The sequence below is a fragment of the Methylophilus sp. 3sh_L genome, from assembly GCF_046766015.1.
GTDB lineage: Bacteria > Pseudomonadota > Gammaproteobacteria > Burkholderiales > Methylophilaceae > Methylophilus.
The window spans coordinates 188,656-210,402 of sequence record NZ_JBKOUF010000004.1 but is presented as its reverse complement, the minus strand read 5'-3'; the positions used below and the strand labels follow the sequence as shown (position 1 = coordinate 210,402).

General features: G+C 48.9%; 16 protein-coding genes. 2 read left to right on the top strand and 14 right to left on the bottom strand.

The window, feature by feature from the left end:
* The 14 genes from ACIDF8_RS10445 to flhD form a co-directional block, all read right to left on the bottom strand.
* Positions 1–1,122, bottom strand: a 1,122-nt coding sequence (locus ACIDF8_RS10445) for an MCP four helix bundle domain-containing protein (RefSeq protein ID WP_412010548.1), incomplete at its 3' end; no start/stop codon positions are given.
* 209 nt (positions 1,123–1,331) lie between these two features.
* Positions 1,332–1,556 (bottom strand): hypothetical protein, encoded by a 225-nt coding sequence (locus ACIDF8_RS10440; RefSeq protein WP_412010547.1) that lies wholly within the window; start codon positions 1,554–1,556, stop codon positions 1,332–1,334.
* 121 nt (positions 1,557–1,677) lie between these two features.
* Entirely contained in the window at positions 1,678–4,323 is a 2,646-nt protein-coding gene (locus tag ACIDF8_RS10435) for a methyl-accepting chemotaxis protein (protein WP_412010546.1), read from the bottom strand.
* 198 nt (positions 4,324–4,521) lie between these two features.
* Positions 4,522–7,023: a PAS domain S-box protein gene (locus ACIDF8_RS10430; RefSeq protein ID WP_412010545.1), complete on the bottom strand. Its 2,502-nt coding sequence runs from the start codon at positions 7,021–7,023 to the stop codon at positions 4,522–4,524.
* Positions 7,024–7,195: 172 nt separating this feature from the next.
* Positions 7,196–9,802, bottom strand: coding sequence for a methyl-accepting chemotaxis protein (locus tag ACIDF8_RS10425; protein ID WP_412010544.1), 2,607 nt, complete (start codon positions 9,800–9,802; stop codon positions 7,196–7,198).
* A 122-nt stretch (positions 9,803–9,924) separates the two neighbouring features.
* Complete coding sequence (locus ACIDF8_RS10420) at positions 9,925–10,440, bottom strand: chemotaxis protein CheW (RefSeq protein ID WP_412010543.1); 516 nt, start codon at positions 10,438–10,440, stop codon at positions 9,925–9,927.
* 12 nt (positions 10,441–10,452) lie between these two features.
* On the bottom strand, positions 10,453–12,870 hold the full coding sequence (cheA, locus tag ACIDF8_RS10415; RefSeq protein ID WP_412010542.1) for a chemotaxis protein CheA: 2,418 nt from the start codon (positions 12,868–12,870) through the stop codon (positions 10,453–10,455).
* Between the two features lie 31 nt (positions 12,871–12,901).
* Positions 12,902–13,270: a response regulator gene (locus ACIDF8_RS10410; RefSeq protein WP_412010541.1), complete on the bottom strand. Its 369-nt coding sequence runs from the start codon at positions 13,268–13,270 to the stop codon at positions 12,902–12,904.
* 44 nt (positions 13,271–13,314) lie between these two features.
* Positions 13,315–13,857: a chemotaxis protein gene (locus tag ACIDF8_RS10405; protein ID WP_412010540.1), complete on the bottom strand. Its 543-nt coding sequence runs from the start codon at positions 13,855–13,857 to the stop codon at positions 13,315–13,317.
* A gap of 89 nt (positions 13,858–13,946) precedes the next feature.
* Positions 13,947–14,897, bottom strand: a complete 951-nt coding sequence (gene motB, locus ACIDF8_RS10400; protein ID WP_412010539.1) for a flagellar motor protein MotB — start codon at positions 14,895–14,897, stop codon at positions 13,947–13,949.
* Positions 14,898–14,956: 59 nt separating this feature from the next.
* Positions 14,957–15,814, bottom strand: coding sequence for a flagellar motor stator protein MotA (gene motA / locus ACIDF8_RS10395; protein WP_412010538.1), 858 nt, complete (start codon positions 15,812–15,814; stop codon positions 14,957–14,959).
* A gap of 190 nt (positions 15,815–16,004) precedes the next feature.
* Positions 16,005–16,853, bottom strand: a complete 849-nt coding sequence (locus tag ACIDF8_RS10390; RefSeq protein ID WP_412010537.1) for a class I SAM-dependent methyltransferase — start codon at positions 16,851–16,853, stop codon at positions 16,005–16,007.
* A gap of 46 nt (positions 16,854–16,899) precedes the next feature.
* On the bottom strand, positions 16,900–17,466 hold the full coding sequence (flhC, locus tag ACIDF8_RS10385; protein WP_412010536.1) for a flagellar transcriptional regulator FlhC: 567 nt from the start codon (positions 17,464–17,466) through the stop codon (positions 16,900–16,902).
* 49 nt (positions 17,467–17,515) lie between these two features.
* The gene (gene flhD / locus ACIDF8_RS10380; RefSeq protein ID WP_194747599.1) at positions 17,516–17,836 is read right to left on the bottom strand and encodes a flagellar transcriptional regulator FlhD; all 321 of its coding nucleotides are present in this window, start codon (positions 17,834–17,836) and stop codon (positions 17,516–17,518) included.
* A 609-nt stretch (positions 17,837–18,445) separates the two neighbouring features.
* Between flhD and flhB the strand changes: the two genes are divergently transcribed.
* Both flhB and flhA read left to right on the top strand, forming a co-directional pair.
* On the top strand, positions 18,446–19,618 hold the full coding sequence (flhB, locus tag ACIDF8_RS10375) for a flagellar biosynthesis protein FlhB (protein WP_412010557.1): 1,173 nt from the start codon (positions 18,446–18,448) through the stop codon (positions 19,616–19,618).
* A 41-nt stretch (positions 19,619–19,659) separates the two neighbouring features.
* Complete coding sequence (gene flhA, locus ACIDF8_RS10370) at positions 19,660–21,747, top strand: flagellar biosynthesis protein FlhA (protein ID WP_412010535.1); 2,088 nt, start codon at positions 19,660–19,662, stop codon at positions 21,745–21,747.

The following is a 21,747-nucleotide window of genomic DNA, read 5'->3' as shown; positions in this document are numbered from 1 at the left end:
ATGCTGGCTGGCATCCGCACGGGTGGATAAGCGCCCTTCAACCGCAGCATGCACCAAGTCGTCGGTGTCGTTTACCAAACGCTTGATATTGGTACGTACCTGCTCGATCGCCTCATTCACAAACGCTTTCTTGCCTGGGAACTGTTCCAGAGGCATATCCAGATTGCCATCACCAAACGCTTTTACCACTTCAATCGCGCTGCGGTTCATGGCGATATGACCCGCCACCATTTTATTGATACCAGCGGCCATTTCTGCATAACCACCTTTAAAGCGGTTTTGGTCTACGGTGCAATCAATGTCACCTGCATCATGCTGTTGGCTCACGTAGTTTAATGACTGAACCAAGCCATCCAAAGTCCGTTGCAGCACACGGATAGAATATGCCACGCTAGCTTTGTCATCCTCTGGCAAGACGATCTTCTGGGTCAGGTTGCCTTCTACAAAATTGCGTGCAATCACAGTCAAGTCGGCAGGCTCCATGCCTAACTGCTTGAACAGGCTACGCTTGATGTATAAACCAATGGAAACCACAACCGCTAATGAGAGGGCCGCAATCGCAATCAACATCCATAGGGCATTTTGCTTGACCTTAATCGCGGCAGCAGCCCCTTGTTTGGCGATTTCGTTATTGTAAGCACGATGTGTGCGAATCGCTTGCTGCACATGCTCGATCACTGCCTGGTTGGCCAGTAATACGTCACGGGCTTCAGTTTTTTTGTTAGACAAAGACAAAGTCAATGCGCTGCTACCCAACTCATCATAGGATTTAATGGCTTCATAATCCTTTTGCAGCAACTGCTTGTCTTTAGCATCATTGACTAACTTATCGTACTTTTTCAGCGTTGCCATCAACTCGCCATGGGTTTCGGCAACCTGCTTCTCAATCTGCTGCATTTTGACATTGTCGGTATTGAGCATATGCTGCCAGATCAAGCTATTTAACAGCTCAAACTCTGCCAGCGTATCATCCAATGCCTCAACACTTGGGGCCGCATTTTCGTTAGCCACATTGGTGTACTTGAATACACGATCCGTCTGAAAGTAGCTGAGCGTTGCCAAGGTAAATAGCCCTAGCGCAGCAACTGCAATCAGAATATACATTCTCTTCGCAATGGTCATATTAAACTCCGAATCCAGATTTTTATTCGCCTTTTATCAGGCTCTTGTTTATTTTGTAATATCCCACACATATTTCATGCGTTAATAAACACGCTTTTTATCAGTCTTTTCCTACTCAAGTTTTTCTCTTTCTTGCCGGGGCTAAAGCTTGGTGATGAGCATAAAAAATCCCCCTTTGTGGAGGGGGATTTTTCAACGCAAGAAATGTATTATTTCTTGGTTTTTTCCGCTTCAGCAACATCAACCTTTTTCTTGGCTGCTGATGCCTCTGCGACTGCGTCGCCTTTCATGTGTGCAGCTGTCACTTCCTGACTGCCTTCTTCAAAGCATACACGACCCATCATAGATACTTTGCATACTTCAGCCGCAGACACACTAGATGCCAACGTAGATAATGCGATAATGCTTAAAGCTGTTTTCAAGTTTGTTTTCATAAAGTCTCCATAAAAATTATTAACCATGGTTTAGGTGGCTTTTCACTACCACTTATTGTTAATAACGACAGACCTTATGATTTCTTGAGGGTTGTTACACAAAAATTACAATTTTATTTTATTAGCCATGTGTCCCCGTTTTTCTCATGGCATGATGACCGCCTGAGTGACGTCCACCTTCCATTTTGAAGTGGCTGATGGCCTCTGCTAAATGATTAGCTTGATCGACCAGTGACTCAGCGGCCGCAGCGGCTTCTTCTACCAGTGCAGCGTTTTGTTGCGTGGTTTCATCCATACTAGTCACCGCCTGGTTCACCTGGTCAATGCCACTGGTCTGCTCGACCGAGGCAGCAGAAATTTCACTGATAATATCGGCAACACGCTGTACAGAACTGACCACCTCTTGCATGGTGGTACCTGCATGTTCAACTTGTCGGGTGCCCTCTGCGGTTTTATTGACTGAGTCTGTGATCAGTTCCTTAATTTCTTTGGCGGCACTGGCGGAACGTTGCGCGAGGTTACGCACCTCACCCGCGACCACGGCAAAACCTCTACCCTGTTCCCCCGCGCGTGCGGCTTCTACGGCTGCGTTCAAGGCCAGAATATTGGTCTGGAAAGCAATGCCGTCAATGACCGAGATAATGTCTTCGATCTTTTTGGCACTTTCGTTAATCGCACTCATCGTTTCAACCACTTGGTCTACCACCTCGCCACCCTTAGCGGCAACACTGGAGGCTGACAAAGCCATTTGGTTGGCCTGTTTGGCATTCTCGGCGTTTTGTTTCACCGTGGAGGCCAACTCTTCCATGCTGGCTGCAGTTTCTTCAAGGCTGGAGGCCTGTTGCTCGGTACGGGCAGACAGATCCGAGTTACCGCTGGAGATTTCATTGGCAGCAGTGGTGATGGTTTCCACGGCCTCAGTCACGGCAGCAATCGGCTCAACAATTAAATCCAGGGTACTGTTGATCCCTTGAATGATATTACGGTAGTCGCCTGGGTGACGGTCGGCGTCGGCACGCACGCTGACCCGTCCATCTTTGGCAGCTTCTGCCAGCATGGTGGTATCGGCATTTAACGCTTTCAAATTAGCGCGCACCTGTTCGATGGTGTCATTAATAAAGGCTTTTTTACCTGGGAATCTTTCCAGTGGCGTATCGAAATTACCCTCACCTAAGCCCTTCACGCAGGCCATGGCTTTTTTCTTCACAACAATGTGCCCGCCCACCATTTGGTTAATGCCACCAGCCATAGTGCGATAGGCGCCATCAAACTTGCTGACATCAATTTGAACATCAATATCCCCTGCATCATGCTCGGCACTCATGTGGTTCATTTCGGCAATCAGGGTATTGAGCGCATCAATGCACTGGTTCAGGTTGTTTTTCAAGGTGTTAAAGTCACCTTGGTAAGCATCGGTAATTTTGGCCGGGATATGACCTTTGGCAATGTCCTCCACGTATTTGGCGGCGACATTGAGCGGATTAATCAAGGCATCCAGAATTTGGTTAATCCCCTTGCCGATTTCAAGCACAAAGCCTTCAGGCAGTTTTCCAAGATCTACACGTTGCCCCAAGTTACCTGCGGCAGCTTCACGCACCAGGCGGAACACCTCTTGCTGACCAATATCTTCAGCGGTTTTATCATCCCATTGCGTCATGCGGCCCAGATACTCACCCTTGTCGGTATACACGGAAACAATGGTGGCTTTGATTTTTCTGCCATAAGCGGCAAATTCAATCACCCGCGGTATTTTCGAAACCTCAGCAAATGCTGCGCGGTAAGCCTCAGGCAAATAGCTGGAAATCGCATTGCCAAACATGCTCTCTAAAGTAAAGCCAGGCTGCTCTTTGGCAATTTCATCTACCATCTGCTGCCATAGCGCTCGTGCCGCACCATTCATATATTGCAACATGTGCTGACCATCACTATAGGTAAAAGCGGTGGCACTTTGATCCAGCGCGGTTTGCAGTCGGCCAGCTTCTTCAGCCATCTTCCGCGAATCATTGACGTCAAATCCCACCTTGATTTGCATGGATTTGAGTGTCTTCATCAGGCTGCCAAACTCATCGTTACCGCGGGTATTGATTTTGACGTTCAATTCGCCACCCGCCAAGCCATGAATCGCATGCGACATCACGGCCACAGATCGCTTCAGTTTGAGTGAGAATAGCCCGCCTGCCACCAATGCAGTGACCACCCCTGCGCCCAGCCCGACCCAGGCACCAGGATCATGGCGGTAAAGGCCAATAGATGAAACCACCGCCACTGGCGCAAACACCGCTGCGGATAACTTATAAAGGATAGGTAAGTCATGCACTTTTGCTGCCAGTTTTTCAGTCAAGCTGGGTTGCGGGATGTTGCCATCGCGCATTTCTTTATAGAGTTTTTCCGCCTGCTCAATCTGCTGGCGGGTCACCTTGTTACGTACAGACATATAACCAATGACCGTGGCCCCTTCGCGAATCGGTGCCACATTGGCTTCTACCCAATAATGGTCGCCATTTTTACAGCGGTTTTTCACCATGCCATTCCACGGTTTACCTGCCTTCACTGTACGCCATAAATCTTCGAACGCTGCAGCGGGCATATCGGGGTGCCGGATAATATTGTGGTTTTTACCGATCAGCTCAGCCTCACTAAAGCCGCTGATTTCGATAAACTCACGATTGATATACGTGATCGCCCCTTTTAAATCCGTTTTCGACACAATAGAGGCGCCCTCTTTGAGCTCAATCTCTTTTTGTGTTACTGGCAAGTTGATTTTCATAATCTGTTCTCTCTCAAAATGTTGTACTTTCACTAGGACGAAATTACAATTTTTACTTCTGCCTGTGAGTGTAGAACACCAAGACATGCGATAAATGTTCAAGCATAAACAGAATCAAGCTTCAAATCCTTGATTTGAAATCATGAAAAAAGCCGACTCGAAGTCGGCTTCAATCAGCAATTTCAGTATGCATGCCCCTCAGTTAAAAGTGCCGGTACGTGTCCTGTCCCGGGAGTAAGCTTGCGTGCCCGATTCCTCTAACCTGAACTCAGCCACCATATTGGATAACTGGCTTGCCTGCTCTACCAATGATTCTGCCGCAGCGGCGGCTTGTTCAACCAGGGCAGCATTCTGCTGCGTCACATCATCCATACTGGTAATGGCATGATTCACACTATCGATGCCTGAAGTTTGTTCAATAGAGGCTATAGAAATCTCACTGATAATGTCGCTGACATGTTTGACCGATTGTACGATTTCAGCCATGGTCTGGCCGGCACTTTCAACCAATTGCGTGCCCTCGCTGGTCTTGCTGACTGAGTCTGTGATCAGATGCTTGATTTCCTTGGCTGCACTGGCCGAACGCTGGGCCAGGTTGCGCACCTCATCAGCCACTACTGCAAAGCCTTTACCTTGCTCGCCAGCGCGTGCTGCTTCGACCGCCGCATTCAGCGCCAGGATATTGGTCTGGAAAGCAATGCCGTCAATGACAGAAATAATATCTTCAATCTTACGAGCACTTGCACTGATGGCGGTCATGGTATCCACGACCTGACTGACGACTTCCCCACCACGCTCGGCCACCTTGGATGCGGCCTCGGCCATCTGGTTCGCTTGCTTGGCATTTTCGGCATTTTGTTTTACGGTACCCGCCAGCTGGCTCATGCTGGATGCCGTCTCTTGCAGGCTATGCGCCTGTCTTTCCGTGCGGGTAGACAAATCAATATTGCCGGTAGAGATTTCATTCGAGGCACTATTAATTGTTGTGGCAGCGTCTTTCACCTGAATCAGGATTTCGGACATGCGTTGCATCAAACGATTAATGCCACTGGACAAATTCAGCACCTGATCGGTTTTACCTTGCAAGTCTATACGTGCGGTCATATCGCCATTTTGCGCCGCCTCGAGTAGTTGCTCTGTGGAGAGTACAGCCTCGATCAGCCCGGTTTCTGCGCGTTTTTGCTGGGTAATGTCAGTCGCAAATTTGACCACTTTGATCGGTTTGCCATTGTCATCTAAGATCGGGTTATAACTGGCTTGCAGCCAGATATCCTGCCCGTGTTTATCGATGCGCTTAAAGACGCCATGGATAAACTCTCCACGGCCAAGACGTTGCCAGAAATATTGATACTCGGATGCGTTTCTTTCATTGGCTGGCATAAACATTTTGTGATGCTGGCCAATCAACTCAGAGGCTTGATAACCGACGACTTGCAAAAAGTTGTCGTTGACTTTAGTAATGTGGCCATCAAGCGAGAACTCTATGGTACCTAATGAGCGCTGGATCGCTGTCATTTGACCCTGGTTATCAAGGTCACGCAGGTGTTGCTCAGTCACATCAACCGCGTATTTAACGATTTTATAAGGTTGCCCATTCAAGTCATAAATCGGATTGTAGCTGGCTTGTAACCATAAAGCCTTACCATTTGCCGCTACCCGTTGGTAAATGCCCGCTTGCGTTTTTCCTTGTGCCAGCTGCTGCCAAAACTGCGCATATTCCGGCGATTGCTGTATCTCAGCCGAAACAAACATTTTGTGATGTTGGCCGATCACGGCATGCTTTTGATAGCCAACCGCTGTTAAAAAGTTATCATTGGCGTCAAGAATATTGCCGCGCAAGTCAAACTCTATCACCGCCATGATTTGATGAATCGCCGCGATCTGGCTGGCCAGGTCGACATCCCTCGCTTTTTGCTGGGTCACATCGGTGGCGAATTTAATAATTTTGACCGGTTTGCCTTCGCTATCCAAAATTGGATTGTAGGTCGCTTGTAACCAAACTTCGCGGCCGTTTTTACCTCTACGCTTGTAAATGCCGGATTTAAACTCGCCGCGGGCCAGATCTTGCCAGAATTTGACGTAGTCAGCCGAGGCTGCCTCTGTGCTTGGCATAAACATGCGGTGATGTTTGCCAATGACTTCATGAGCGTCGTAACCGGTGGTCAGTGCAAAGTTTTGATTCACCGCCAGGATGGTGCCATCCAGCGAGAACTCAATCACGCCTAACACCCGGTTCAACGCCTCTATCTGGCCTTGATTGTCCAGCTCGCGTGATTTCAGTGGGGTAATCAGGCTGAAGTAATGGACGATTTTAACCACCTCCCCAGCCGGATTTTTTAACGGAAGATAACCGCCCTCAATCCAGTCTTCGCGATTACCTTTGCTTAATCGTTTAAATTGGCCGGTTTGTGCAGCCCCTTGGCAAAGCTTTTGCCAGAGCAGTTGTTGCGTGGCATCAGGGTCTGATGCGGGTAGGAAAATGCGGTGATGTTGACCTAAGACCTCATCACGCGCATAGCCTGTTAGCTCGAAAAATTTTGGATTAGCGTCGAGTACGATGCCTTCAGCACTATACTCAATCATCGCCATGATTTGATGGAGTGCCTCCATCTTTAGTAAGGGTTCAGCGTTTGCCTCACCCACTTGAGCATGACTGCCTACAGTCATCCATTGCTTGAGTGCACCTAGCCAGGTTTTCATTGCATTTCTACCTTCAGAATTTCGAAAAGATGCACTCGCACTTCACAAGAAAGAGCCTGATTACATCGGGTAACCACTCATTAAGGAGGCCCAGAACTTCAAACCTTCAATAACCTTTTCTATTATTTCAGGACTTCTGATCATATAGCACCTCCTTGATTAAGAGATCACATTAAAACTCTTCCCACTCTTGGTCATCGGTGCCCGTTTTTGCTGCTTTGACCGGCGCTGGATTATGCGTGGCCTGACTGATGCTGGGCTTTGGCTTGTTCATTGCTGGCGCTGCTTTACTCACCGCCGGACGACTCACATGGCTGCTTTGGGAGACGCCGCGTAATTTGAATTTATTCACGGTATCCATCAGCGTAGCGGCTTGTTCAACCAGGGACTCTGCAGCGGCAGCGGCCTCTTCAACCAATGCCGCATTTTGCTGCGTGACTTCATCCATGTGATTGACCGCGTCATTCACCTGATTAATGCCAGCACTTTGTTCAGCAGAAGCTGCGGTGATTTCACTCATGATATCGGTCACGCGTTGAACAGAGGTAACCACTTCGTGCATGGTTTCGCCGGCACTTTCCACCAGCTTGGTGCCTTCAGTGGTTTTGCTGACGGAATCAGTAATCAGCTCTTTAATCTCTTTAGCCGCACTGGCTGAGCGTTGTGCCAGGTTACGCACTTCACCGGCCACCACTGCAAACCCACGGCCTTGCTCACCGGCGCGTGCCGCTTCAACCGCCGCGTTCAATGCCAGGATATTAGTTTGGAAGGCGATGCCGTCAATCACAGAAATAATGTCTTCAATTTTGCGCGCACTCTCGTTGATCGCGCTCATCGTTGTCACCACATTACCGACTACATCGCCGCCACGGATGGCCACTTGCGAAGCCGCTTCAGCCATTTGGTTTGCCTGGCGTGCGTTTTCGGCGTTCTGTCTAACGGTTGATGCCAATTCTTCCATGCTGGAAGCCGTCTCTTCAAGGTTAGAAGCTTGTTGCTCTGTGCGACTGGACAGATCATTATTGCCACTAGAGATCTCGTGGGCTGCGGTGTTAATTGTTTCACCTGCCTCACGGACATTGACTAACACGTCGTTCATAATATCCATGAGCTGGTTAATCGAGTTCATAGTTTCCAGCGCAGCCCCTTTGGCCACGGAAGTATCCAGGCGGTAAGTAATATCGCCTTCCACCGCACCTTGCAAGGCCGTACGGATTTCGTTTTCAATCCGTTTTTCCTGGGTTTGATCTACCCACTCGACCACCGTGCCCAGTCTTTCACCATTGTTATCAAAAATCGGGTTGGCGGTCAGGCGGAAGAACATATCGCCGATCGCCAGCTCGGTTTGATGTTTACCAGTCAGGTGTCCAAGCAAATTACGTTGATGAGCCGGATTTTTATGGAAAGCATCAAAACTTTGGCCGATCAATTTATCTGCATCAAAGTGTGGGAACAGTTGCTTGAAGGTTTTTGTGGACTCCCGCATCAGCTCCAAGGCGGTTGGATTCATGTAGGTGATGATGCCGTCCTTGTCTGCGACCATCAGGCTACTCGAAGAAGCCTCTAATGCATTCTTGATCATCAACGCTTCACGGGCGTGTTTGGATTGCTCCTTGTCCGCCAATACGGCCTTGGTGATATCGGTGGCATATTTAACCACCTTGGTCGGTTTGCCATCTACCCCAAGGATAGGGTTGTAAGAGGCTTGCAACCAGAGATCTTTACCGTGTTTGCTATACCGATGGTATACACCTTCGTCATATTCACCGCGCCCCAGTTTATCCCAAAAGGCTTTGTAGTCCGGGCTGTTTTTGTAGCGCTCACTGACCAAAATACTATGATGCTTACCCACTACCTCTGGCAAAGAGTATTCGGTCAGTTGGAGAAAGTTGTCGTTGGCGTGCAAAATATTGCCATTGAGGTCAAACTCAATCACAGCTTGTACTTTATTGATGGCGGCGACTTTGCCCTGAAAGTCCATCTCACGCTGTTTTTCTTCGGTAATGCAGTATGAATAGACTTTTACCTTGGCTAACTGGCCAGCCGTGTCTTGAATCGGCACATAACTGGAGCTAAACCAGTACTCTTTGCCGGATTTTGAAACACGGCAGATTTCCAGTTTTGCATTTTGGCCTTTTTTAAGCTTGTCCCACATTTGCTTGTATTGATCGCTTTGAGCGGTCGAGGCTTTGAGCAAGATGGATACATGTTTGCCGATGACTTCGTATCGCTGGAATTCCAGCGGCGCCAGAAACACTTGATTACATTCGAGAATATGGCCTTGCAGGTCGCATTCCATTACCCCAAAAGACTGGTTTAGCGCGTGTTCTTCTTCTTGCAGGGTAAGGTTACGTAATTTGTCGGCGGTAATATCGGTCAAGTAGGCAACAACCTTGCGCAACTGGCTGCCTTGCATGACAGGTGCATAATACCCCTGGAACCAGACCGTTTTGCCCGCTTTATCCGTCAGTTTAAACGTCCCAACTTGGGAGGTGCCACTGCGCAGTGCGCTCCAGAATTGTTCATATTCTGGTTTGTCTGTGTCAGCGCGCTCAAGTAATACTTGATGATGCTTGCCTACCAGCTCGTTTGCCGCATACTTCAATGAATGGCACAAGTTTTCGTTCACATGGCTGATTTCACCCTTGTCATTTAACTCAACAATCGCCCGTGCCTTGTTGATTTCTGACTTCAGGGCGCTGAATTCCGCCACTTGATTCAAGATGTTTTGATACCCCCGGGTGTTTGCTGCCAATTTATTGATCATCGTAGAAAGCATGATTTGTCCCTTGTTTAAGACCTCTATAAAATGAGTCGCAATATTTATAATTATTATCGTATGAAGGCTGTGATTGCGGTCTCAGCGTTTTTATTGCAATTTCAGTGCTTCAATTTCAGTATTTAATGTACAGCGGCATCCATCAGCTGCATTTCATCGCTGGTCATCAGCTTTTCAATATCCACCAGGATCAGCATTTCTTGCTCAATGGTGGCCAGGCCCACAATGTATTTAGTGTCGATGCGGGTAACCAGCGTGGGCACCTCACGCAAATGCTCGTCGCGTAACTCGCGGACATCAGAAACGCCATCGACCACGATGCCGACAATACGGCCATTCAGGTTCAGAATGATGACGACCGTAAATTCGTCATACTCAACTTTGCCCAGATTGAACTTGATACGTAAGTCCACAATCGGCACGATTTTGCCGCGCAAGTTGATCACACCTTTGATAAAGGATGGCAAGTTAGCGATTTGCGTCACCGCGTCATAGCCGCGGATCTCTTGTACCTTGAGGATTTCAATCCCGTATTGTTCGCTGCCTAGCACAAAGGTCAGATATTCCCCCGCGGCCGTCTTCAGGCTGCTGCCTGCAGCATTGGCTGATGTGTTTGCTAATTCTGTTGTTGTACTCATTGCATATACTCCTTATGCATTGATATGTGTTTGTGAGGTCGAATAATTCTGGTTGGAAAATGCCAATCCACCAGTGACATAATTTGTAGTCTGGCCCATTTGGATAATGGCAGGCACATCCAGAATCAGTGCCACCGAGCCATCGCCCATGATGGTGGCGCCTGACACACCGGGAATCCGCTTGAAGTTGGTTTCCAGGCTCTTGATCACCACTTGTTGCTGGCCGACCAGGCGGTCTACAAACAAGGCAGATTTCTTGCCATCTGCTTCCAGGATCAGCAACACACCATCGGTGGGGTTAGTGATCTGTGTCGGATGGTTAAACAACGCATGCAAGGCAATGATAGGCAGGTATTCGCCCCGCACATGTACCATCAAGCCTTCGCCTGTCACAGTTTTCAGGTCCTCTGCGCGTGGTTGCAGGGTTTCCATAATCAGGTTTAGTGGCACCACATAGACGCTCTTGTCGAGTGAAACAGACATGCCATCCAGAATCGCCAGTGTCAGTGGCAAGGAGATCGAAATGGTCGTGCCGTAGCCCAAGGCCGAGCGGATTTCAATATTACCGCCCATGGCCGTGATATTCCGTTTCACGACATCCATGCCTACGCCGCGGCCCGACACGTCGGTGACCACCTCAGCGGTAGAAAAGCCTGGTGCAAAAATCAGGTTATAGACTTCTGCATCCGACATGCTTTCACTCACAGGCAAGCCATTAGACATGGCTTTGGCCAGAATCCTGTCACGGTTGAGACCACCACCGTCATCGGTCACTTCAATCACAATACTGCCGCCTTTATGCGCTGCAGAGAGCGTCAAGGTACCGTTCTCAGGTTTGCCTAATTGTTTACGCACCTCCGGCTTTTCAATGCCGTGGTCTACACTATTACGCACCAAATGGGTCAATGGATCGACAATCCGCTCAATCAAGCTCTTGTCGAGCTCAGTGGTGGCACCGCTGGTGACAAATTCGACTTTTTTACCCAACTTGCCAGCCAGGTCACGCACCATCCGTGGGAAGCGGGAGAACACGAAGTCCATCGGCATCATGCGGATAGACATCACAGACTCTTGCAGGTCGCGGGTGTTGCGGGTCAATTGGCTCACGCTATTAATCAGTGCTTCGTTATCCACCGGATCCAGTGCATTCACCCGCTGTTCAATCATGGCTTGGGTAATCACCAACTCGCCCACCAGGTTAATCAGCTGGTCAACTTTTTCAATGCCAACCCGGATAGAACTGCTTTCAGCATTTTGTGCTGCTGGCTTGTCAGATTCACGGCGTTGTTGCGTTCTGCGGTCGTCTTTGACCTCTTTTGCAGCGACTTCGGTCGCTTGCGGTTGCACAGGTACGGCAGCGGCCGCTGGCTGAGCTTCAGCAGCAGGCTCATCGCCAATCAACTGTGCTTTAGGCGCATCAGGATGTGGTTTGAACGGCGCAAAGAAGCCATAACCATCTTCCTGACGCTCCTCATTATTCGTGCCAAACAAGCCATAGCCCATTTCTTCTGCGACTTGTACCTTGCCATCCGCGTTAACTTCAGCAGCTTGTGGTTGCACTGGCGCAGGCTCGGCTTTCGCTGCTGCCGGAATAATCGGGTCATCATCAAAGAAACCATAACCCAGATCTTCTTCGACAGGTGCGGTTGCGACTGCCTCGGCCACAGGTGTAGGTTCAGGCGTTGCAGCCGTCTCAGGCGCACTGGCACTATCCCCTGCCACCTGAATCACCAGGGCATCAGGGTCTACAATAAAGGAGCAGATGGACACAATGTCATCTGCGCTGGAATCTGTTTTGACTAACAAAGCATGTGAGCCAGGCGCACGTTGATAAACAGCCACCTCGCCTAACAAGGCCAGTTCGTCTTTCAAGTTCGCCAGATCTTTTTCTGTAACCGCTGGCAGACCCACGTCATACAAGGTAATGCCTTTGGCTTTTTCTTCTTCACTCACGGACAAGGCTGGTTTTTGGGTATCCACCACCAATACTTCTGGCTCAGGGGTCGCGGCGGCGATCACCGGATCTTCTGGAATGGCGCTCTTACCTTCAGACAGGGATTTCAGCATCATGGAAACGTCGCCGACTTGCTCTGCATCAACCTCAGACCCATGGCGGTGGCCATCGAGCTGCATCTTGATCACGTCTTTGGCCGCCAAAAAGGCATCCACGTGCTCAGTTGTTAACGCCATTTCCTGTTTGCGCAGCTTATCCAGCAGATTTTCCAGTACATGGGTGATTTCAGCCATGTCCATAAAACCAAAGGTTGCGGCGCCGCCTTTAATTGAGTGCGCAGCACGGAAAATCGCGTTTAACTGCTCGATATCGGGAGATTCCACGTCAATATCTAGCAACAGGCGTTCTGCTTCGGCCAATAACTCTTCAGCCTCGTCAAAGAACACCTCATAAAACTGGCTCATATCCACTGTCATTGTTTACTCCAGTTCCTTTACCCGATGGTGCTTAGGCACCAATTACTTTTTGTACGACTTCGATCAACCGTTTTGGATCAAAGGGTTTCACCAACCAGCCATTGGCACCTGCCGCTTTACCTTTGGCCTTCATTTCATCTGAGGACTCAGTCGTCAGCATCAAAATAGGCACCTTCTGGTAAGAAGCCAATGTGCGCAAATTGGTGATCAGGGTCAGTCCATCCATCACTGGCATGTTCTGGTCTGTTAACACCAGGTCTACGGTTTTTTCTTTGGCTTTATTCAAGCCATCCTGACCGTCCACTGCCTGTACCACGTCATAACCTGCAGCTTTCAGGCTAAACGTCACCATCTGACGCAATGATCCGGAGTCGTCTACTGTTAAAATTGTTTTCGCCATGTTTGATTCGCCTTTTTCACTAATTTTGTAAAACGCCGCTGTGACTAAAATAAATCGATATCACCAGTTGCCAAATCCTGCTGGTTGACCGACTTACGTAAGTTACCGGTCAGATGCTGGCTGCCCTGATCAAAGTTCTGGTTCAGTTGCATAATAAAATGTCTGATTTCTTCATGTTCATCGTCCGCAGCCATCGGAAACTGGTGACTGGACAATTCATGCAACAGCACTTTTAAACCGTTGACCCGGTTAATGGTCCGTTGCAGCAATTGATTGGTCATGTCCTGGAACTGCATGCCAGTGACAACTTTGTTCACTTCCTGGCCAATATTGTCCTGAAACACCTGTAATTGCTGCATTTCCTCCGGCTGCAACTTACCCGCCTCTACCAGTAACTGGAGTGCGGACTGTTGCTCCATCAGTTGGGCATACACATTCATAAAGCTGGCACTGAGTTTTTCAATCGCTTCATTGAGTAAAAAGCTGGTTTGCTGCAAATCGGTTTCGATTTCGAGCAAATGCCAATCACCGTGACGCGATACCGCCGCCAGTAATTCTCTTAGTTCTTCTATGGGCAATGTTTTCATAGTGGTCCTATCTTGCCTGATTCCCCTGATTTTCAATCAAGAAATAAGCATCATAAAAATCACTTATTTCTTGCGCTTTTTGCGACCCCCTACTTTTGCTCTGCAGGTGCTGCCGCGTTTTTCTGCAATGCATCCACTTGTGAATGATCACGTTCACTGACAGAAATTTTTTCGTTATCCTTGAGTAATTCTTCTTCGGTTTCTTTATTCATCACGATTAAGCTGATACGGCGGTTAATCGGGTTAAACGGATTTTCGTTGTCCAGCATGATGGCTGAACCCATCCCGACCACCCTGAGCAGCTTGGTTTCATCCATGCCGCCCGCAATCAGTTCACGCCTTGAAGCATTGGCACGGTCAGCCGACAGCTCCCAGTTACTGTAGCCCTGGTCGCCACTTGCATAAGGCGTCGCATCGGTATGGCCGGACAGGCTGATTTTGTTATCCACACCATTGAGTGTTTTGCCAATTTCACGCAGGATTTTCTTGGCATACGGTTGCAAATCGGCACGTGCGTTTTCAAACATAGGACGGTTCTGCTCGTCGATGATTTGCACGCGAAGGCCTTCGGCCGTCATGTCCAGTTTTAATTGCGATTTAAATTGCTTGAGTTCTGCATTCTCATCAATTGCCTGTTCAATCTTGGCCTTGATTTCTTCCAGCTTGGCTTTCTCAGCTTTTTTAAGGACTTCTTTTAACTCTTGTTCTTTAATGGTTTTGTTGCGGCCTGGGTCGCCATCTACAGGCTTGACCTGGCCTTGCTTAAGGGTGACATCCTTGCCACCGGTATTTTTCAAGGCTGAGTCGCTGGCACCCACGCCAGGCCCCATGAGCACGACTTTAAGGGGGGTTTTAAAATATTCGGAAATCCCTTCCCGCTGTGCTTTGGAGGTCGAGCCCAACAACCACATCAATAGGAAGAATGCCATCATCGCGGTCACAAAGTCAGCGTAAGCAATCTTCCAGGCACCGCCATGGTGACCGCCGCCGCCTTTCTTGATTTTTTTTACGATAATGGGGGCAATATGTTCTTCTGCCATTTTCGTGGTCCTCTACGTTTGGTCCTGTGCTTTATTTAGACTAATTTTGTTTGCCAGGCTTATTTTTTAGCTTGTTTAACGTACTCTTCAAGCTCAGAGAAACTTGGACGCTCAGTGGAGTACAAGACTTTACGGCCAAACTCCACCGCAATGGCAGGCGCATACCCATTCAAGCTGGCCAACAGCGTAACCTTAATGGTTTGAAATACTTTGGTGCCCTCTTCTAGCTTGGCTTCCAATACGCCTGAGAGCGGGCCGACAAAGCCGTAAGCCAGCAAAATCCCCAAGAAGGTCCCTACCAGCGCGTGACCAATCAGCACACCGAGTTCACTGGGTGGCAAATGCAAGCTTTCCATGGTGTGCACCACACCCATCACGGCAGCAACAATACCAAAGGCTGGCAAGGCATCACCGAGTTTTGCAATACAATGCGCCGCCACATGGCCTTCCTGATGGTGGGTTTCAATTTCGTTATCCATCAAGTTTTCTACCTGAAAGGCATCCATGTTGCCGGACACCATCAAACGCAAGTAATCACAAATAAACTCGACCACATGATGGTCATGCTGAATCTTGGGATATTTACTGAATATGGCACTGGATTCAGGATCTTCAACATCCTTCTCGATCGCCATGAGGCCTTCTTTACGGATTTTGGTCAGAATCTCGAACAGCAATGCCAGCAAGTCCATATACATGGCTTTATTGACATGCGAACCTTTGAATGCGGTGGGCAAGCCTTTGAGGGTAGCCTTCAGTGACTTGGCATCGTTACCGACAACAAACGCACCGACCGCCCCGCCGAAAATCATGACAACCTCTAACGGTTGCCATAAGCCACCCAAATGGCCCCCTGCCGCCGCGTACCCGCCAAAGATCGCCCCTAAAATAACGATGTAACCCACAATGACTAACATGCCTTCACTCCACAATGGTTTTACCAACAGTAAAAGCATAGCAATTGGCTTGGGATTTCAATTATTCAAACAAAAGGGCTTTAGCCCCTTATTAAATATGGTTAATAAAGGTTAGATTTCTGGCCTGCTACAGCCAGGCCAAAAAACAGTGGGCATGCCGAAAAGAGAGGGGAAAAGCGCAGGCAAGCGCCTACAAGGTGTAGACGTATAAAGCGGGGGCGTTTTTTTGCGGATAGATAATGCGTTGTGCGGTCATGTCAGGCACAGGAAATTCGGAGCTGATAAAGAGCGTGCCCGAAGGCATCTCTGCCCGCACCTTTTGCCAGACATCCGGCATCACTGCGGGTGAAAGATAAGCGAAAATGACATCAAAGTTTGCAAAGTCGAGTTGGCGGTAATCACCCAGCGTAAATCTGGCGCTGGTCCCAGAAAACACCGCCCTGACCGCACTGACGGCCCAAGGTAATGGCGCGATTTCAATGCCGGAAACTTCATCATGAATACGTTGCGCCGCCAAAAACAGCGCTAGATCGCCAATACCACTGCCAATGTCCAAGACTTTAAGTGATTTGTCGTCGCCATGTTGCTCTAACACGTGATGCAATGCACGCCAGGTGGCAGGAAAAGAAGGATAAAAAGGGACCCGGGTGTTGTGAACCGACCAGTAGAGCGTCAGGGTAATCACAAACCCAGCCAGATAAACAGTCGCAGGCAAATCGATATGCTGCATCGCCAAGACGGCAACCGGAAAAACCACATGAATCCACCGCCACCAGATCGGCATTTGCGCGGCTTTAGCCAGCAGGCTGACCAGACAAATATGTAACAGTAGCCAAATCCAGACACTGTCTAGAGAAAGGCCAAGGTGATTTAATTCAAATGCGAATACACTGTTGATCACGCTAGGCGCAAGGCCCGCGATCAACAGCATACTCAAGGTTTGGATTAGCAATGCCTGACACCACAACCGTTTCGGTAGCAGGCGCTGTCGCCACGATTTGGATAACAGCGTCTGTACCGGAAGTTTTGCCGATTGCATGCACAATCCTTTACTTTACAAAGTGCAGGGAAAACGATCCTTGCAATTAAGCCGTCATGGAAACCAGTTTGTAGCTCAGTTCTTTTGCTTTTTTGGTTTTACCTGCACGGGATGGCACGTGGCAAAGGTTGCAGACATAGTTTTGGTTCAAGTCGTAGCTATTGACGATGTATTGACCGCCGCAGCAATGACACACTTTAGTGGTGAGCATTTTGCTCTCAATGAAACGAACCAAGGTCCAAGCGCGTGTCAGTGACAATACAGGCTCATCTTTATTTTCGGCTTCGGGGCTCTGCACTTGTTGCATATACAGGGTATAGGCTTTGATAATCGCCTGAATACCATCTACCCCAGCGTAATCCACCATAAAGCGATAAATGTTGTAGAAAATGGAGGAGTGAATGTTTGGCTGCCAGGTCAAGAACCAGTCGGTAGAGAATGGCAACATGCCTTTTGGAGGAGAAACGCCTTTCATCTCTTTGTACAGCTTGATCAGGCGCTCACGTGACAATGTGGTTTGCGATTCGAGCAACTGCAGGCGTGCGCCCAGCTCAATCATTTGCATTGCCAGTTGAATTTGTTCTGCTTCGTTCACTACACTCTTCTTTTGCATGATATCCTCTTTTCTCTTTCTAATCGCCGGGTGGTTTAAGCCACGCTGGTTACACGGTGGAGTCTGCTGCCTGGGCTGACATCAATACTGCAGTATGCAGATGGGCTTGGGCAGGGTCTTTGGCATAGCTGGTCAACATTCCCAGGATTTCGCTGTCGTCAAAGCGGAAGCGGGTCAACAGCATGTTGGTGTTACAGAGTTTGAGTAATTGCAGGTTGGTCAGATTTTCGAGCAGATCTGCGATTTCCTTATTAATCCCCAGGCGGAAGATCGCAGTGGCTTTGTCAGCACGGATCAGTTGTTGCGCCAACATCAGGTAGTTCAAGTTGGCATCCTTGATTTCAGCGAGTAAATCGTTTTGCATGTTCATGATCTTTTCTCCGTTTTTTTGCGTTAATTTAAGTCCGCCTGAGCGTTAGGCGTACTTTGCGCGCAATCATGAACTGCAACAATCAGGGTTTGTCGGTTTATTTTGTAAGACAGACGAAAACGGCCGTGTAGGAGTTTGTCTTACAAACCCCTACACGGCATTCTTCACTCACAATAATATCAATAACTTATCGCTTAAACCTAAAGTTAAGCTAAAAGTTCGTTATGTGCAGTCTGTCAGCATTTTTTGATTTCCAATTCAAAAATTAATTCAAGTTTTCTTGTTGTATTCCGTAAACAATGACTTTTATTCGTTTTTTGCGGTCAATTTTTTCGGCTAGATACAATTCGCGTTATTCCGGTTAACGTCCCCACTGAATAAAACTTTAGGGTGAAGACACAAAAAAATTTTATAAATTTGATAAGTCACTGTTTATAAATAAAAAATAATTTTATGTTTTACACCCCTTAACAACAAACAATCTGCAAGTGATAGAAAGCGGTCAAATAGCCCTTTTATTCCCAACTTAAAAAAAACTTCATCTAGCCAATAATCACTCACAAGACACACGACATGGCGTGGTGTGCAAACCCGAAACGAGTGAAAGACATGGCAGCTGAAGACAGCGATATGGAAAAGACCGAGGACGCGTCCCCCAAGCGATTGGAGAAGGCACGCGAAGACGGCGATGTTCCCAGGTCGCGGGAGTTGGCAGCTTGTGCAGTCCTGTTCACCAGTGGCATTGCCATCATGATGATGAGCAAGCCCATGGGTGAAGCCATGAAGAATGTATTACGCCAAGGCTTGACGCTGGATAGAGCGATGGCCTTTGAGCCTCAGTTGTTGATTGTGCATATGATTAAAGTGGTAGAGCAGGCAATGTGGGCATTTTTGCCTCTGGCCGTAATTGTGGTCGCGGTTGCCATCGCCTCCCCTATTTTGGTGGGTGGGTGGGTCATGTCACAAAAATCACTGGTCCCTAACTTTGGCAAGCTCAACCCCATGAAGGGGATCACTAACCTGTTTTCCAAAAACTCGCTGGTCGAGTTGGTGAAATCAATTGCCAAAACAGCGCTGGTTGGGTCGGTTGGCTATAGCCTGGTCAAAAAAGACTTACAGCCGATGCTGGGGTTGTCCAATATGCCGCTGGAAAGTGGTATCAGCACGGTCAGCGACTTTATGGTCACCGGCTTTCTGACGCTGGCCTCAGCGTTGGTACTGATTGCAGTGATTGATGTGCCCTATCAGCTCTATCAATATGCGCAAAAACACAAGATGACCAAACAGGAGCTCAAGGATGAGTCCAAAGAGTCTGAAGGTAGCCCTGAAATTAAAGGCCGCATCCGTCAGCAGCAACGTGAAATGGCCCGCAGAAGAATGATGAGCAATGTGCCTAAGGCAGATGTGGTCGTGACTAACCCGACCCACTATGCCGTGGCCATCAGTTATAAGGAAGGTGAAAATGCCGCCCCTGTAGTAGTGGCTAAAGGCGTGGATGTGCTTGCGCAGAAAATCAAGGAAATTGCAGCGGAACACCAGGTGATGACACTGGAATCTCCAAAACTGGCGCGGGCTTTGTATGCCCATGCCGAGCTGGAGCGGGAAATTCCACAAACATTATATGCGGCTGTGGCACAGATTCTGGCTTATGTGTTTCAACTGCGCGTATTCAAGCAACATGGCGGCATCCGCCCTGTGGTCCCCAAGGATGTGCCAGTGCCTGACGCGCTGGATCCACATGCATTGGTGGCAGCGCCTGCCACAGCAACAGACATTGAATAACTAAGTAAGTGATTAAACAAGCAGTTTGAGGAGTCATCGAGATGAATAACTGGCAACAATTAATGGGAAAAATGGACGGCCGCGCAATCGCCGCGCCACTCATTATTGTTTTGCTATTGGCAATGATGATCTTGCCACTGCCAGCAATCATGCTGGATGTGTTTTTCACCTTTAATATTGCCCTGTCTATCCTGGTATTGATGATCGGCCTGCAAACCACCAAACCACTGGACTTCATCGCCTTCCCTACCGTGTTGCTGATGACGACCATGTTGCGCTTGTCACTTAACGTCGCCTCCACTCGTATCGTGCTGACTGAGGGCCACGCTGGTCCAGATGCCGCAGGTAAAGTGATTGAAGCCTTTGGCCACTTCCTGATTGGGGGCAACTATGCGGTCGGGATTGTGGTGTTCGTGATCCTCACCATCATTAACTTTACCGTGATCACCAAAGGTGCGGGCCGGATTGCCGAAGTGGGCGCACGGTTTACCTTGGACGCGATGCCCGGTAAGCAAATGGCAATTGATGCAGATTTGAACGCGGGCTTGATTGGTGAAGATGAAGCCCGCCGCCGCCGTAAAGAAGTGGGCCAGGAGTCTGAGTTTTATGGTGCGATGGACGGTGCCAGTAAGTATGTACGTGGTGATGCCATCGCCGGTATCCTGATCATTATCATCAACATTGTCGGCGGGTTGATTGTCGGCATGGTGCAACATGACCTGAGCTTTGGCGATGCGGTGAAAAACTACACCCTGCTGGCGATTGGTGACGGCCTGGTCGCACAAATTCCTTCGCTGGTGATTTCCATCGCCGCCGGTGTGGTGGTTTCACGCGTGGCCAACAATGAAGATATCGGTGGCCAGCTGATTACCCAACTGTTTGAAAATCCACGCGTGCTGACCATCACCGCCGGCATTATTGGCGGGATCGGCCTGATTCCAGGCATGCCTCACCTGGCCTTTTTGGGCTTGGGCGGTTTGCTGGGTGGCATGGCCTATTCAGTTAAACAAAAACAGGAAAAAGCCAAACAGCAGGCCGTCATTGAACCACAGCCAGACGATAAACTGGCCCCCGCCAGTGAAGCGGAAGAAGCCACCTGGAATGATGTGCTGCCTGTAGATACCATCGGCCTCGAAGTGGGCTACCGTTTGATTCCGCTGGTCGATAAAGGCCAAGGCGGTGAATTGCTTAAACGTATCAAGGGGATCCGCAAGAAATTTGCCCAGGAAATCGGCTTTCTGGCGCCGACTGTACACATCCGTGACAACCTGACCTTGAAACCAAACGCTTACCGCATCACCATGAAAGGCGTGGAAATGGCCACCGGTGAATCTAACTATCACCAAATGCTGGCGATTGATCCAGGTGCGGTGACGGGTGAACTTGATGGCACCCGCACCACTGATCCGGCTTTTGGTTTACCTGCTGTATGGATAGACCCAGAGCAGAAAGAGTATGCACAAAGCCTGGGCTATACCGTGGTTGACCCTGGCACCGTGATTGCCACGCATTTGAACCACATTATTTCACTCAATGCGGGTGAATTGCTTGGCCGCCAGGAAGTACAGCAATTGCTGGATCACATGAGTAAAGAGTCCAGCAAACTGATTGAAGAAATTGTGCCCAAAATGATCAGCCTCTCCACCTTGCAAAAGGTTTTGCAGAACCTGCTCAACGAAGGCGTGCATATCCGTGACATGCGCAGCATTCTGGAAACATTGGCTGATCATGCGCAATATAGCCAGGACCCAAATGATCTGACCGCCATGGTCCGCATCAAGCTGGGCCGCGCCATTGTGCAAGACCTGTTCCCCTACAGCAACGAAATCACCGCCATGACCCTGGATGGTCAATTGGAAAAACTGTTGTTGCAGGCCATGCAAAATAACCAGTCCAGCCAAGGCGTGATTGAGCCGGGCATTGCCGAAAGACTGTCGCAAGAGACCGAAATGGCCGCCAGACAGCAAGAACAGATGGGCTTGACGCCAGTCCTGTTGGTCGCCGGCCCTCTCCGTCAAGCATTATCCAGATTTTTAAGAAGAACCGTCCCGCACCTCAGAGTGTTATCCCACGATGAGTTGCCAGACAACAAATCGATTCGTGTCACCAGTTTAATCGGAGCGCAGTAA